At 64.3% G+C, this 13,366-nt stretch carries 11 protein-coding genes and 1 riboswitch; all 11 genes read left to right on the top strand.

Going from position 1 to position 13,366, the window contains the following annotated elements:
* The first annotated feature begins 139 nt into the window (after positions 1 to 139).
* Positions 140 to 354: riboswitch (cobalamin riboswitch) on the top strand.
* 96 nt (positions 355 to 450) lie between these two features.
* A complete protein-coding gene (cobW, locus tag HGO40_RS25890) occupies positions 451 to 1,515 on the top strand; it encodes a cobalamin biosynthesis protein CobW (RefSeq protein ID WP_284739237.1) in 1,065 nt (354 codons plus the stop codon).
* Between the two features lie 3 nt (positions 1,516 to 1,518).
* The gene (gene cobN / locus HGO40_RS25885) at positions 1,519 to 5,292 is read left to right on the top strand and encodes a cobaltochelatase subunit CobN (protein WP_250965351.1); all 3,774 of its coding nucleotides are present in this window, start codon (positions 1,519 to 1,521) and stop codon (positions 5,290 to 5,292) included.
* Positions 5,293 to 5,465: 173 nt separating this feature from the next.
* The gene (locus HGO40_RS25880; protein WP_250965362.1) at positions 5,466 to 6,464 is read left to right on the top strand and encodes a magnesium chelatase ATPase subunit I; all 999 of its coding nucleotides are present in this window, start codon (positions 5,466 to 5,468) and stop codon (positions 6,462 to 6,464) included.
* Positions 6,389 to 7,123 carry a vWA domain-containing protein gene (locus HGO40_RS25875; protein ID WP_502943351.1) on the top strand — a complete coding sequence of 245 codons (735 nt, stop codon included), beginning with the start codon at positions 6,389 to 6,391 and terminating at the stop codon, positions 7,121 to 7,123. The genes HGO40_RS25880 and HGO40_RS25875 overlap by 76 nt, the downstream gene beginning before the upstream one ends.
* 198 nt (positions 7,124 to 7,321) lie before the next feature.
* Entirely contained in the window at positions 7,322 to 8,968 is a 1,647-nt protein-coding gene (locus HGO40_RS25870) for a phospholipase D-like domain-containing protein (protein WP_250965350.1), read from the top strand.
* 55 nt (positions 8,969 to 9,023) lie between these two features.
* Positions 9,024 to 9,365: a YdcA family protein gene (locus HGO40_RS25865; protein WP_250965349.1), complete on the top strand. Its 342-nt coding sequence runs from the start codon at positions 9,024 to 9,026 to the stop codon at positions 9,363 to 9,365.
* A 397-nt stretch (positions 9,366 to 9,762) separates the two neighbouring features.
* The gene (locus HGO40_RS25860) at positions 9,763 to 10,611 is read left to right on the top strand and encodes a transporter substrate-binding protein (protein ID WP_250965348.1); all 849 of its coding nucleotides are present in this window, start codon (positions 9,763 to 9,765) and stop codon (positions 10,609 to 10,611) included.
* A 54-nt stretch (positions 10,612 to 10,665) separates the two neighbouring features.
* A complete protein-coding gene (locus HGO40_RS25855) occupies positions 10,666 to 11,328 on the top strand; it encodes an amino acid ABC transporter permease (protein WP_250965347.1) in 663 nt (220 codons plus the stop codon).
* 9 nt (positions 11,329 to 11,337) lie between these two features.
* Entirely contained in the window at positions 11,338 to 12,000 is a 663-nt protein-coding gene (locus HGO40_RS25850) for an amino acid ABC transporter permease (RefSeq protein ID WP_250965346.1), read from the top strand.
* Complete coding sequence (locus HGO40_RS25845) at positions 11,997 to 12,803, top strand: amino acid ABC transporter ATP-binding protein (RefSeq protein WP_250965345.1); 807 nt, start codon at positions 11,997 to 11,999, stop codon at positions 12,801 to 12,803. The genes HGO40_RS25850 and HGO40_RS25845 overlap by 4 nt, the downstream gene beginning before the upstream one ends.
* A 38-nt stretch (positions 12,804 to 12,841) precedes the next feature.
* Positions 12,842 to 13,231, top strand: a complete 390-nt coding sequence (locus tag HGO40_RS25840; protein WP_250965344.1) for a RidA family protein — start codon at positions 12,842 to 12,844, stop codon at positions 13,229 to 13,231.
* The last annotated feature ends 135 nt before the right edge of the window (positions 13,232 to 13,366 follow it).

Here is a 13,366-nt window from a genome sequence, read left to right as displayed (position 1 = left end):
CCGCTCCGCGCCGCCCCGGCCGCCCGCCCCCCGCCCGTCTCCCAGCTGCCCCGCGCACACCCGAGCCGGCCCCCCCCCCCCCCCCCACAACAGCGTCCGGCATATCACTTGCGGAGATTGACCCGCCCCCACACCCTGCGTAGCCTTGCGCCTTCGAGGTTCTTCGGCATGCGCCGGAGCTAAGAAGGGAACGCGGTCCAAGCCGCGGCTGCCCCCGCAACTGTGAACGGTGAGGTTTCTGCAAGGCCACTGTGCATGCCTTTTTACCAAAGGCGCACGGGAAGGCGCAGCAATTGCCAGTCGAAAGACCGGCCCGCCGTCAGCCAGGAGACCTGCCTCGAAACAGATTCTCACTACAACCGGGCGGGGTGATCCGGTGGCGAAATCTTCCGCACGCCTGTGCCAGCGGTTGTCGTCCCGTTTGCCCGCCACCTTGCCAAAGGGCATCCGATGAAAACACTGGCCAAACTCCCCGTCACCATCGTCACCGGCTTCCTCGGCTCGGGTAAGACCACCTTGCTGCGGCACATGCTCGACAACGCCCAGGGCCGGCGCATCGCCGTGATCGTCAACGAGTTCGGCGAGCTGGGCATCGACGGCGAGATCCTCAAGCAGTGCACCATCGGTTGCACCGAAGAAGAAGCCAACGGCCGCGTCTACGAACTGGCCAACGGTTGCCTGTGCTGCACGGTGCAGGAAGAATTTTTCCCGGTGATGCGTGAGCTGGTGGCCCGGCGTGGCGACCTCGACCACATCCTCATCGAAACCTCTGGCTTGGCCCTGCCCAAGCCGCTGGTCCAGGCCTTCCAGTGGCCGGAAATCCGCAGCGCCTGCACCGTCGATGCGGTGATCACCGTCGTGGACAGCCCGGCCGTGGCCGCGGGTACCTTTGCCGCCTTCCCCGACCAGGTCGACGCCCAGCGCAAACTCGACCCGAACCTGGATCACGAATCGCCGCTGCACGAATTGTTCGCCGACCAACTGGCCAGCGCCGACCTGGTGATCCTCAACAAGGCCGACCTGATCAGCCCTGAAGACCTGGCCAGGGTGCGCCTGGAAGTCGCCGAAGAACTGCCGCCAGCGGTCAAGGTCATCGAAGCCAGCAGCGGTCGGCTGCCACTGGACGTGCTGATCGGCCTGGGCGCCGGTTCCGAAGAACACATCGACGGTCGCCACAGCCATCACGACCATCACCATGACGGCGACGATGACGACCACGATCATGACGCCTTCGATTCCATTTCCATCGAACTGCCCCAGGCCGACGAAAGCCTGCTGCTGGATGCACTGACGCAACTGGTGGTCCAGCACGGCGTACTGCGGATCAAGGGTTTTGCGGCGATCCCGAACAAGCCGATGCGCCTGTTGATCCAGGGCGTCGGTACGCGCTTCGACAAGCATTTCGACCGTCAGTGGGGCGCCGAGGAAGCGCGGGTCACCCGTCTGGTGCTGATCGGCCAGGCGCTGGATGCCGCGCTGCTCGAAGCGCAATTGCGCGCCGCCCTCAGCGCCTAAGCCATGCACCTGCTCAGGACTCAGCCCGGCGGTTTCGTGTCGGATGACAACATTGCCGACCTGGGGCAAACCCCCGCCGAACTGGTGATCCTGTGCAGCGGCGACTCCAGCCTGGCGCTATTGGCCGAAGCGGCGCGGCAGTTGCCGGACGACTACCCGCAGTTTCGCCTCGCCAACCCGATGCAGGTGCAGAACCACGCCTCGGTGGACCTGTATTTCGAAGACGTGCTGCAACACGCCAAGGTGATCCTGCTGTCGCTGCACGGCGGCATCGGCTATTGGCGCTACGGCATCGAGCGCCTGATGGAGCTGGCCGGACGCGGGGTGAAGCTGATCCTGGTGCCGGGGGATGACCGTCCGGACCCGGAGCTCAGTGACCTGAGCAACGTGGCCGTCGAGGACCGCGACCGGCTCTGGCAGTTCTTGCGCCAGGGCGGGTTGGGCAATGCCCTGGACCTGTTTCACAACCTCGGCAGCCAATGGTTCGGCCGCGATTACCCCTGGGCCGAGCCGCAGGCCCTGCCACGCACGGCGATCTATCACCCGCTAAAAACCAGCGCCAGCCTCGGCGATTGGCAAGCCGACTGGCAGGCCGGGCAACCGGTGGCGGCGGTGCTGTTTTATCGCTCCCACCTGCAAGCGGCGAACACCGCGTTCATCGACGTGTTCTGCCAGCGCCTGCAAGCGGCGGGGCTCAATCCGCTGCCGATTGCCGTGGCCAGCCTCAAGGAGCCGGCTAGCCTTGCGCGGGTCGAGGACTGGCTGGACGAGGTGGAAGCGGGGGTGATCCTCAACACCACCGGCTTCGCTCAATCCAGCCCCGAAGCGCCGCATTTGCGACCGTTTCGCCGCAATATCCCGGTGATCCAGGCCATTTGCGCCCAGGACAACGAACCCGGCTGGCGTGCCAACGAGCAGGGCTTGGGACCACGGGACCTGGCGATGCACATTGCCTTGCCGGAACTGGACGGACGAATCATCAGCCGTCCCATCAGTTTCAAGGACTTGGCCTGGCGCAGCGAACGCAGCCAGAGCGACGTGGTCTGCTACCGCGCCGTGCCCGAGCGCATGGATTTTGTCGCCGCACTGGCCCAGCGCTGGACCACCCTGGCGTGCCTGCCCAACGCGCAAAAGCGAGTGGCGCTGATCCTCGCCAACTACCCGACCCGGGATGGGCGCATCGGCAACGGTGTCGGCCTGGACACCCCGGCGGCGGCCTTGAACATCCTGCGGGCCTTGCAGGCCGAGGGCTATCCACTGCCGGCCGAACTGCCGGCGAGCGGCACTGCGTTGATCCAGCAATTGCTCGGCGGGGTCAGTAACGACCTGGACAGCCTCGACTTGCGTCCCTGTCACCAGAGCCTGGCCCTCGATGCCTACCAATCCCTGTTCGACGCGCTGCCCGAGGCCAATCGCCAAGCGGTGTTGGCACGCTGGGGCTCGCCCGACCAGGACCCGATGTTCCGCGACGGGCGCCTGATGGTCGCCGGCCTGCGCCTGGGCCTGACGTTTGTCGGCATCCAGCCGGCGCGGGGTTATCAGGTCGATCCGAGCGCGGTGTACCACGACCCGGACCTGGTGCCGCCCCACGGGTACCTGGCGTTTTATTTCTGGTTGCGCCACACCTACGGCGTCCACGCAACGATCCACGTCGGCAAGCACGGCAACCTCGAATGGCTGCCGGGCAAGGGCGTCGGGCTCTCGGAAAACTGCTGGCCGGACGTGCTGCTGGGGCCGCTGCCGAATATCTATCCATTCATCGTCAACGACCCGGGCGAGGGCGCCCAGGCCAAGCGACGGACCCAGGCGGTGATCATCGACCACTTGATGCCGCCGCTGACCCGGGCCGAAACCTATGGGCCGCTGCGTAACCTCGAGTTGTTGGCGGACGAGTACTACGAGGCGCAATTGCTCGATCCGCGCCGCGCCCGGGAACTGCAACGGGACATCCTCAACCTGGTGCGCGAGACGCACATCGACCGTGAGCTGCAACTGGATGCCGCCCTGGACAGCGATGCCGACGCGGCGATCTGGCTGCCCCGCCTGGACACGTACCTGTGCGACTTGAAGGAGTCGCAGATCCGCGACGGCCTGCACGTTTTTGGCGAGTCGCCCAGCGGGCGGCTGCGCATCGATACGTTGCTGGCGTTGCTGCGCATTCCCCGGGGCGACGGCAAAGGCGCCCAGTCGAGTCTGTTGCGGGCGCTGGCCAAGGCGTTCGGGCTGGGTTTCGATCCGCTGGATTGTGCCTTGGCCGAGCCCTGGACGGGGGAGCGCCCCGAGGCGTTGCGTCAGGTCAGTACCGAGCCTTGGCGCACCGCCGGTGATACCCGCGAGCGCCTGGAGCTGTTCGCGGCGCAGTTGATCGAGCGGGCGCTGGACGGTGTCGTCGAGCCACTGGAGGGGGTGGGCGGGGAGACGGTTTTCGACATTATTGAAAACCTGCGGTCCGTCGTAGCCCCGCGCCTGGATGCCTGCGGCCCGGCGGAAATGCGTGGCCTGCTCGATGCCCTGGGCGGGCGCTTCGTGCCGGCCGGCCCCAGCGGCGCGCCGAGCCGCGGGCGTCTGGACGTATTGCCCACCGGGCGAAACTTTTTCTCAGTGGACGTGCGCAACCTGCCCACCACCACGGCGTGGCGCATCGGTTTCCAGTCGGCGAACCTGATCCTTGAACGGCACTTGCAGGACCACGGCGATCACCTGCGCCAGCTCGGCCTGTCGGTGTGGGGCACCGCCACGATGCGCACCGGCGGTGACGACATCGCCCAGGCCATGGCGTTGATGGGCGTGCGTCCGGTGTGGGCCACCGGCAGCCAGCGGGTCGATGACTTCGAGATCCTGCCGTTGAGCCTGCTGGACCGGCCCCGGGTCGATGTCACGTTGCGGGTGTCCGGGTTCTTCCGGGATGCCTTTGCCAACCTGATCCGCTTGTTCGACGCCGCCGTGCAGGCCGTCGCCGCCCTCGATGAGCCGGACGACATGAACCCCTTGGCGGCCAAGGTGCGCAGCGAGCGCGAAGCCTTGCAGGCGTCGGGTCTTGAGCCGGAAGCCGCGGCGCGCCAGGCCGGCTGGCGGATTTTCGGGGCCAAGCCCGGTGCCTATGGCGCGGGCGTGCAGGGTGCGATTGACGGTCGTTTGTGGCAGAGCCGCGAGGACCTGGCCGAGGTGTACCTGAACTGGGGCGGCTACGCCTACGGTGCCAGCGATGAAGGCACCGCCGCCCGGGAGCAGTTCTCCCGGCGCTTGAGCCAGGTGCAGGCGGTGTTGCAGAACCAGGACAACCGCGAGCACGACCTGCTCGATTCCAACGATTACTACCAGTTCCAGGGCGGCATGCTGGCGGCGGTCGAGACCCTCAGTGGCGATGCGGCGGCCAGTTACCATGGCGATCACAGCCAGCCGGACTTGCCCAGGATTCGTACCCTCAAGGAAGAGCTCAACCGGGTCATCCGCTCCCGCGCGGCCAATCCGAAGTGGATCGACGGCGTGAAGCGGCACGGCTACAAAGGCGCGTTCGAACTGGCGGCGACGGTGGACAACCTGTTTGCCTTCGATGCCACCACCCAATTGATCGACGATCACCAGTACGCCTTGCTGGCCGATGCCTACCTGCTCGATCCGGACACCCGAGAGTTCGTCCGCCGGCACAACCCCGACGCCCTGCGGGACATGACCGAGCGCATGCTCGAAGCGCAGCAGCGAGGGATGTGGCAGGATCCAGGCGAGTATCGCGAGGCGCTGGAGAACTTGTTGTTGGACATAGAAGAAGATGGCTGAAATGAGGACCACAGACCAGCCCTTGTGGCGAGGGAGCTTGCTCCCGCTGGGCTGCGCAGCAGCCCCCGGAACCTGAAGTCCCAGTGCCCTTTCAGAATGACGACAGCTGCGCAGCCGAGCGGGAGCAAGCTCCCTCGCCACAGGGACTCTCTCACATGCATGAGATATTCAACATGACCCACACCCCCCATTTCCCACTCTCCGCCGTGGTCGGCGCCGATGACCTGAAACTGGCCCTGTGCCTGGCCGCCATCGACCCGAGAATCGGCGGTGTGCTGATCGAAGGTCCGCGGGGCATGGCCAAGTCCACATTGGCCCGGGGCCTGGCGGACCTGCTGGCCAGCGGTCAGTTCGTCACCTTGCCCCTCGGGGCGACCGAAGAGCGGCTGGTGGGCACCCTGGACCTGGACGCGGCGTTGGGGGAAGGGCGCGCGCAGTTTTCTCCCGGCGTGCTGGCCAAGGCCGACGGTGGCGTACTGTATGTCGATGAAGTGAACCTGCTGCCCGATCACCTGGTGGATCTGCTGCTTGACGTGGCCGCCAGCGGCGCCAACCTGGTCGAGCGTGACGGCATTTCCCATCGGCACTCGGCGCGCTTTGTCCTGATCGGCACCATGAACCCGGAAGAGGGCGAGCTGCGTCCGCAGTTGCTCGACCGTTTCGGCCTGAACGTCGCCCTCGATGGTCACACCGCACCGGCCGAGCGCGGCCAGATCATCCGGCGGCGGTTGGATTTCGACAGCGATCCGTTGGCGTTCTGCGCAGAGTGGGAGACGGCTCAACAGCAGTTGCGCGAACGCTGCCAACAGGCCCGCGAGCGCTTGGCCGGGATCGCCCTCGATGATGCGGCGCTGGCGCAGATCACCGAGCGTTGTTTTGCCGCTGGGGTCGATGGCTTGCGCGCCGACCTGGTCTGGCTGCGGGCGGCCCGGGCCCATGCCGCCTGGCGCGGCGCCGCGGCGATTGCCGGCGAAGACATCGATGCGGTCGCCGAGTTTGCCTTGCGGCACCGGCGGCGCGGGCATTCGGCACCGGTGCCGTCCCAGGCACCGACAGGGGCGGAAAAAACCACTGAACCCAACGAAGGCCAGGGCCAGTGGGGCGACCTGCCAGCGCGGGCATTGCCGACCGGGGCCCGGCGCGATGTGCCGAGCTGGCCAAAAAAGCCCTAGGCATTCGCCCCCGTTCGCCGGCGGGGGCGAATGCCAGACCCCGCGCCGGACGCCTCGACCAGGGCCGCCAGGGCCGGAGCAAAGCGGCGGCCAGCGGTGCGGTGAACTGGCCGGGGACGTTGCTCAACGGCCGACCACGCCGACATGAAGATTTGCGTTGGCACGATCGCCATCGGTCTCCCCATGAGCTGTGGCTGGTCAGCGTCGATGCGTCGGCCTCGACCCGGCGTCATCGCGCCTTGAGTGACGGCAAAGGCCTGTTGGCGCAATTGTTCGACGACGCCTACCGACAACGCGCCCGCTTGGCGCTGCTGACAGCCAGCGGCACGCAACCGAACTGGCAGGTGCAGGGGCTAAAGGCCTCGGCCGGTCTGCGCGACTGGCTCGATGGCTTGGGTGCAGGGGGCGGAACGCCGTTGCTGGCGGCGTTGAACGAGGCCGGTCGCTGGCTGGTGGCGCGGCGCAAGCGCTACCCGGCGGAGCAGCAACGGGTGCTGGTAATGACCGACGGACGCGTCAAGGAAGGGCTTTCACCGCCGGTCCTCGATTGTCCGTGCCTGTTGATCGACATCGAAAGAGGCCCGATTCGCCTGGGCCGGGCCCGGCAGTTGGCGGAGTGTTTGGGGGCTGAGTATAGGCATATCGATGAGGCCGATTGAAATGTGCTGTGACTGTCAGGGCCCTATCGCGAGCAAGCTCGCTCCCACAGGGGCCGAGGTGTTCATCATTCATGTGTTCACAGCGAAACCCATGTGGGAGCGAGCTTGCTCGCGATGGCATCCCCTTGGTTCCAATGACCTGCCCAGCGAACCCGCATCACTGCACTATGCTCAGCCAGCCCCTCACAGGAGTGAACCATGCGCGTACTCGTCACCAATCCCCAAGACGATTTTCGGGTCAAGGCCTATGCCGGCACCAACGGCGTGCTGCTTGCCATGGACCTGGCTGAACATCGGCGCCAGGGCTTGCTGGGCTTTGCCATCGAGAAGCAGCAGGGCGACAAGCCCTGGCTGTTCCTGTTCAACAGCCTGACCTTCCCCGACAAGGCCCATACTTTTCCCCAGTTCCATGCCACCCCCAGCGACAAGGCGCCCCTGCAGAAATTTCGCTGGGCCGACTACGCCGTCAACCCCGGTGTGACGATCCACTACCGTGTGCACCTGGCCTATGGCAGCCCCGAGGCACCGCAGTTGGGCGACTCCCTGGACGTCACCGTCACCAGCGACGACGGGCAACCGACCAACCAGCGCGTGATCTTCAACCGTGCCGTGGCCGCCAGCCAGGCGTTCCAGCGCAAGTTTCCCGAGCTGGACGCGCTGAGCGACGCCAACAAGCACCTGTCCATCGACGACTGGCCCGACGCCCCGCGTCGCTGGCTGGAAAACGGTTTGCTGGGGCGCTTGATCGGTTTCATCGACCGGGCGCTGGATGCCAGCTGGGCCTTGGACGTCGCTATCTATGAATACGAACTGCCAGTGATCGTCGACGCGGTGACCGCCGCTCACGCTCGCGGCGCCCGGGTGCGAGTGCTGTACCACGCCGAGCCGGAAGACGACACCACGGCACGCAACGAAGCCAGTCTCGAGAGCATGCCGGCTGCCAACAAACGTGGGCGGGTCACCCACAACATTTTCCACAACAAGTTCATTGTGCTGAGCAAGGTGCAGGGCAGCGGTTCATTGCAACCCGAGGCCGTGCTGTGCGGCAGCACCAATTTCACCGCCAACGGTGTCTACCGCCAGGCCAACGTCGTGCATGTGCTGGACGATCCCCGGATCAGCAGCAGCTACCTCAAGGTGTTCGAGCAAATCTGGGCGACCCCCAAAGATGTCGATGCCACTCGCCAATGGTTGAACCTGAACAACGCCATGGCGCCGCAAGAGGCGTTGTTCGCCGGGTTCTCGCCGCGCACCGGGGAGGGCGACCTGGATCGTTTCGTCGACATCATCAAGGGGGCGCGAAAGGACCTGTTGTTCGTCACCGCCTTCGTGGTGCCCGACCGCATCCTCGACGCCTTGCTCGGCGCACCCAATGACGATGTGCTGCGCTACGGCCTGCAAAACACCCGGAGCCGCATCACCGGCTTCCATGCCGACCGCACCGCCGAGTTCGCCGCCACCGCGTTGCTCAACACCGGCCTGGAAGGCTGGCTGCGGGAAAATATGAAAGGCCAGAAGGGCAACCTGCTGGTGCACACCAAAGCCATCGTCACCGACTTCACCAGCGACACGCCGACCATTCTCAGCGGCAGCCACAACCTGAGCGCCGCGGCCAGCAGCGGCAACGACGAGAATTACCTGATCATCCAAGGCGACACCGACCTGGCCGACCGCTATGGCCTGGAACTGCTGCGTTTCTATGAGCATTACCGCTTTCGCTACTTTGCGAAAAAACTCGCCCTCAAGCAGGTCAAGCCGCTGGCGGTGAATGACAGCTGGAGCGATGACTATTACCGCGAGGGGGATTTGCGGATGTTGTCCCGGGTGAGGTTTTGCGGACGTTAGGTGTAGTAGTTGATCAGGTGATAGCATAGGGCCATCTATCGGCCTGGAAGCTGCCATGAAACCCTGTCACGGAACGTCCACTCTACTTCGTACCAGTGTAGCGATCCTGTTGTTGGCCCTGGGGGCTTCGGCCCTTGCCGCCAATCAGCCGTGTTCCGGGCGCAAGGGCGGTATTGCCGGGTGTGACGGCGATACCTTCTTGTGCAACGACGGTTCCATCAGCGCTTCGAAGAAGTCCTGTTCCGCGGTGCTGGGGCTTCGCAACGACGCCCGGCCGCAATCGTTGCTCAAATCAACCGACGGTTGCCAGTGCGGCAGTGGCAATTACTGCGTCGGGCCCCGGGGCGGGGTCTATTGCCTTACGCCTGGCGGCAGCAAGAGCTACAAGCGCAAATAAACCAGGCACACCACCGAACCCCTGTGGGAGCGAGCTTGCTCGCGATGGCGTCAGGTCAGTTGGCATCAACCTTGGCTGATCCACCGCTATCGCGAGCAAGCTCGCTCCCACAGGGTAATCATTCACACATTCCAGAGTGGTTCCGTTTCGGTGCGCCGGGGGCGCCGAGGACCCGGCTTGGGGCCTTGTTACCCGTGCGTCGTGGCTAACGGTAGCAACAGTATTCGCACGCAGACATCACCGTCCGGTCTCCCGTTTTCCCATCTCCCTGATTTCCCTCAATTTCTATTTTTCTCTCCCGGGGCCGTCGGGCCTGTGGCACACTTTCTGCTGTCTATTCCGTTGTTACATACCATGTCCCGGTATAGCGGAATAAACTCACTCTGGAGTGCTTGCCATGCAACGCCGACCTTCCTTGTTCAAAGCGTGTGTTTTTCTCTTCGTGGCCACGACGGCTGCCATGGGGGTCGCTCAGGCGGCCGACAGCAAGCTGGACAGCGTGCTGCAGCGGGGGAAATTGATCGTGGGCACGGGCAGTACCAATGCGCCGTGGCACTTCCAGGGAGCGGATGGCAAGTTGCAGGGCTTCGATATCGACATCGCGCGAATGGTCGCCAAGGGCCTGTTCAATGACCCGGAGAAAGTCGAGTTCGTGGTGCAGTCGTCCGATGCGCGGATTCCCAACCTGCTGACCGACAAGGTCGACATGAGCTGCCAGTTCATCACCGTTACCGCCAGTCGCGCCCAGCAAGTGGCATTCACCCTGCCGTACTACCGCGAAGGCGTGGGCCTGCTGCTGCCGGCCAACAGCAAGTACAAGGAAATCGAAGACCTCAAGGCGGCGGATGACGACGTTACCGTGGCGGTGCTGCAGAACGTCTACGCCGAAGAACTGGTGCACCAGGCGTTGCCCAAGGCCAAGGGCGACCAGTACGACAGCGTCGACCTGATGTACCAGGCGGTGAACTCCGGCCGAGCCGATGCCGCCGCCACCGACCAGTCCTCGGTCAAATACCTGATGGTGCAGAACCCAGGGCGCTACCGCAGCCCGGCCTACGCCTGGAGCCCACAAACCTACGCCTGCGCGGTCAAGCGCGGCGACCAGGACTGGCTGAACTTCGTCAACACCACCTTGCATGAGGCCATGACCGGTGTGGAATTCCCCACCTACGCGGCGTCGTTCAAGCAGTGGTTCGGCGTCGAGCTGCCGTCGCCGGCGATCGGTTTCCCCGTTGAATTCAAATGACCCTGTGAGCCCGGGGCGCCCTTTGTGGGCGCACCGTCGAAGGTAGTGCCGACCATGAATTATCAGTTGAACTTTGCCGCCGTCTGGCGCGATTTCGACACCTTGCTGGCGGGGCTCGGCCTGGGGCTTACCCTGGCGCTGGTGTCGATCGCCATCGGTTGCGTGATCGGCATGGCGATGGCGTTCGCGCTGCTCAGCAAGCATCGGGTGTTGCGGGTGCTGGCGTCGGTGTATGTCACGGTGATCCGCAATACGCCGATCCTGGTGCTGATCCTGTTGATCTACTTCGCCTTGCCGAGTCTGGGCATTCGCCTGGACAAGCTGCCGTCGTTCGTCATCACGCTCTCGCTGTACGCCGGGGCCTACCTGACCGAAGTGTTTCGCGGCGGGCTGTTGAGCATTCACAAGGGACAGCGTGAAGCGGGATTGGCCATCGGCCTGGGCGAGTGGCAGGTGAAGGCCTACGTCACCGTGCCGGTGATGCTGCGCAACGTATTGCCGGCCTTGTCGAACAACTTCATTTCGCTGTTCAAGGACACCTCCCTGGCGGCGGCGATTGCCGTGCCGGAGCTGACTTACTACGCCCGCAAGATCAACGTGGAAAGCTACCGGGTGATCGAAACCTGGCTGGTGACCACGGCCCTGTATGTCGCGGCCTGTTACCTCATTGCCATGCTGCTGCGGTATTTCGAGCAGCGCCTGGCGATCCGCCGTTAGGAGTCTCCCATGTACGAATCCCCCAGTTGGTTGCATGAGTTGTGGGTCGCCCGGGACACCCTGTGGGTCGGTTTCCTGACCAGCGTGCAGTGTTCGCTGCTGGCGATTGTGTTGGGCACCTTGATCGGTGTCGTCGCCGGATTGGCGTTGACGTACGGCCGTGTCTGGATGCGTGCGCCGTTTCGTTTCTACGTCGACCTGATTCGCGGCACGCCAGTGTTCGTGCTGGTGCTGGCCTGCTTCTACATGGCCCCGGCCCTGGGCTGGCAGATCGGCGCGTTCCAGGCCGGCGTGCTGGGCTTGACGCTGTTCTGCGGCTCCCACGTGGCCGAGATCGTGCGCGGCGCCTTGCAGGCATTGCCCCGTGGGCAGATGGAAGCGAGCCAGGCCATCGGCCTGACGTTCTACCAGGCGCTGGGTTACGTGCTGTTGCCCCAGGCGTTGCGGCAGATCCTGCCGACCTGGGTCAATTCCTCCACGGAGATCGTCAAGGCCTCGACCTTGCTGTCGGTGATCGGCGTCGCCGAGTTGCTGCTCAGCACCCAGCAGATCATCGCCCGGACCTTCATGACGTTGGAATTTTACCTGTTCGCCGGGTTTCTCTTTTTCATCATCAACTACGCCATCGAATTGCTCGGACGGCACATTGAAAAGCGGGTGGCGTTGCCATGACTGACGTTTCGAAACTCTCCAGTACAAAGCTCTCAAACGCCCAGCCGCTTCTGGACATTCGCGGCCTGCGCAAACAATACGGCCCGCTGGAAGTGCTCAAGGGCGTGGACCTGAGCATGCAGCGCGGCAATGTGGTCACGCTGATCGGCTCCAGCGGTTCGGGCAAGACCACATTGCTGCGTTGCGTGAACATGCTGGAAGAATTCCAGGGCGGCCGGATCGTGCTCGACGGCGAGTCCATCGGCTATGACGAGGTGGCTGGCAAGCGCGTGCGCCACGCCGAGAAAGTCATCGCCCGCCATCGAGCCATGACCGGCATGGCCTTCCAGCAGTTCAACCTGTTCCCGCATCTGACCGCGTTGCAGAACGTCACCCTGGGCCTGCTCAAGGTGAAAAAACTGCACAAGGACGAAGCGGTGGCCCTGGCCGAAAAATGGCTGGAGCGGGTCGGCCTGTTGGAGCGGCGCGACCACTTTCCCGGCCAGTTGTCCGGCGGCCAGCAGCAACGCGTGGCGATTGCCCGGGCGATTGCGATGAACCCCAGCCTGATGCTGTTCGACGAAGTCACCTCGGCCCTGGACCCGGAGCTGGTCGGTGAGGTGCTGAACGTGATCAAGGGCCTGGCCGAAGACGGCATGACCATGCTGCTGGTGACCCACGAAATGCGCTTCGCCTTCGAGGTCTCCGACAAGATCGTGTTCATGAACCAGGGCCGCATCGAAGAACAAGGGCCACCCAAGGAGCTGTTCGAGCGGCCGCAATCGCCGCGTCTGGCGGAATTCCTCAAGAACACCCGTTTTTAATCCATTCAGCTATCAATCAGTTCAACAAGGAGATACCCATGAGCATTACGCGTTACGGCACCGGCAGCACCGCAGGCGGCGGCCAGCCACGGCCCTTCGCCCGCGCCGTGGAGGCCGATGGCTGGCTGCACGTGTCTGGCCAGGTGCCGGCGGTGAACGGCGAGATCATTGTCGGCGGGATCGTCGAGCAGACCCACCAGACCATGAAGAACCTGGTGGCCATTCTCGAAGAGGCCGGCTACGGCCTGGAAGATGTGGTGCGCTGCGGCGTATGGCTGGAGGACCCGCGGGACTTCTGGAGTTTCAACAAAGTGTTCGGCGAATACTTCAACCCGGAACACGCCCCGGCCAGGGCCTGCGTGCAGGCGAGCATGATGGTCGATTGCAAGGTCGAGATCGATTGCATTGCCTACAAGAAAAAAAGCTGAACACGATACTCTGGAAAATTCGCTTCTGTGGCGAGGGAGCTTGCTCCCGCTCGGCTGCGCAGCAGTCGCAAGAAAATTGGCCTGATTCCCCGGCCAGCGGGTGGCAGCTCCCGCGCCACCGAAAATAGACGATGG

It is taken from the genome of Pseudomonas sp. CG7, from assembly GCF_023701885.1.
Taxonomy (GTDB): domain Bacteria; phylum Pseudomonadota; class Gammaproteobacteria; order Pseudomonadales; family Pseudomonadaceae; genus Aquipseudomonas; species Aquipseudomonas zanjanensis.
The sequence above is the reverse complement of the archived record's forward strand: the minus strand, read 5'-3'. Positions and strand labels throughout refer to the sequence as shown.

What these genes read in the sequence shown, in the direction of transcription:
- cobW (WP_284739237.1), top strand. Translation starts at nt 451, where the DNA reads ATGAAAACACTGGCCAAACTCCCCGTCACCATCGTCACCGGCTTCCTC.
- cobN (WP_250965351.1), top strand. Translation starts at nt 1,519, where the DNA reads ATGCACCTGCTCAGGACTCAGCCCGGCGGTTTCGTGTCGGATGACAAC.
- HGO40_RS25880 (WP_250965362.1), top strand. Translation starts at nt 5,466, where the DNA reads ATGACCCACACCCCCCATTTCCCACTCTCCGCCGTGGTCGGCGCCGAT.
- HGO40_RS25870 (WP_250965350.1), top strand. Translation starts at nt 7,322, where the DNA reads ATGCGCGTACTCGTCACCAATCCCCAAGACGATTTTCGGGTCAAGGCC.
- HGO40_RS25865 (WP_250965349.1), top strand. Translation starts at nt 9,024, where the DNA reads ATGAAACCCTGTCACGGAACGTCCACTCTACTTCGTACCAGTGTAGCG.
- HGO40_RS25860 (WP_250965348.1), top strand. Translation starts at nt 9,763, where the DNA reads ATGCAACGCCGACCTTCCTTGTTCAAAGCGTGTGTTTTTCTCTTCGTG.
- HGO40_RS25855 (WP_250965347.1), top strand. Translation starts at nt 10,666, where the DNA reads ATGAATTATCAGTTGAACTTTGCCGCCGTCTGGCGCGATTTCGACACC.
- HGO40_RS25850 (WP_250965346.1), top strand. Translation starts at nt 11,338, where the DNA reads ATGTACGAATCCCCCAGTTGGTTGCATGAGTTGTGGGTCGCCCGGGAC.
- HGO40_RS25845 (WP_250965345.1), top strand. Translation starts at nt 11,997, where the DNA reads ATGACTGACGTTTCGAAACTCTCCAGTACAAAGCTCTCAAACGCCCAG.
- HGO40_RS25840 (WP_250965344.1), top strand. Translation starts at nt 12,842, where the DNA reads ATGAGCATTACGCGTTACGGCACCGGCAGCACCGCAGGCGGCGGCCAG.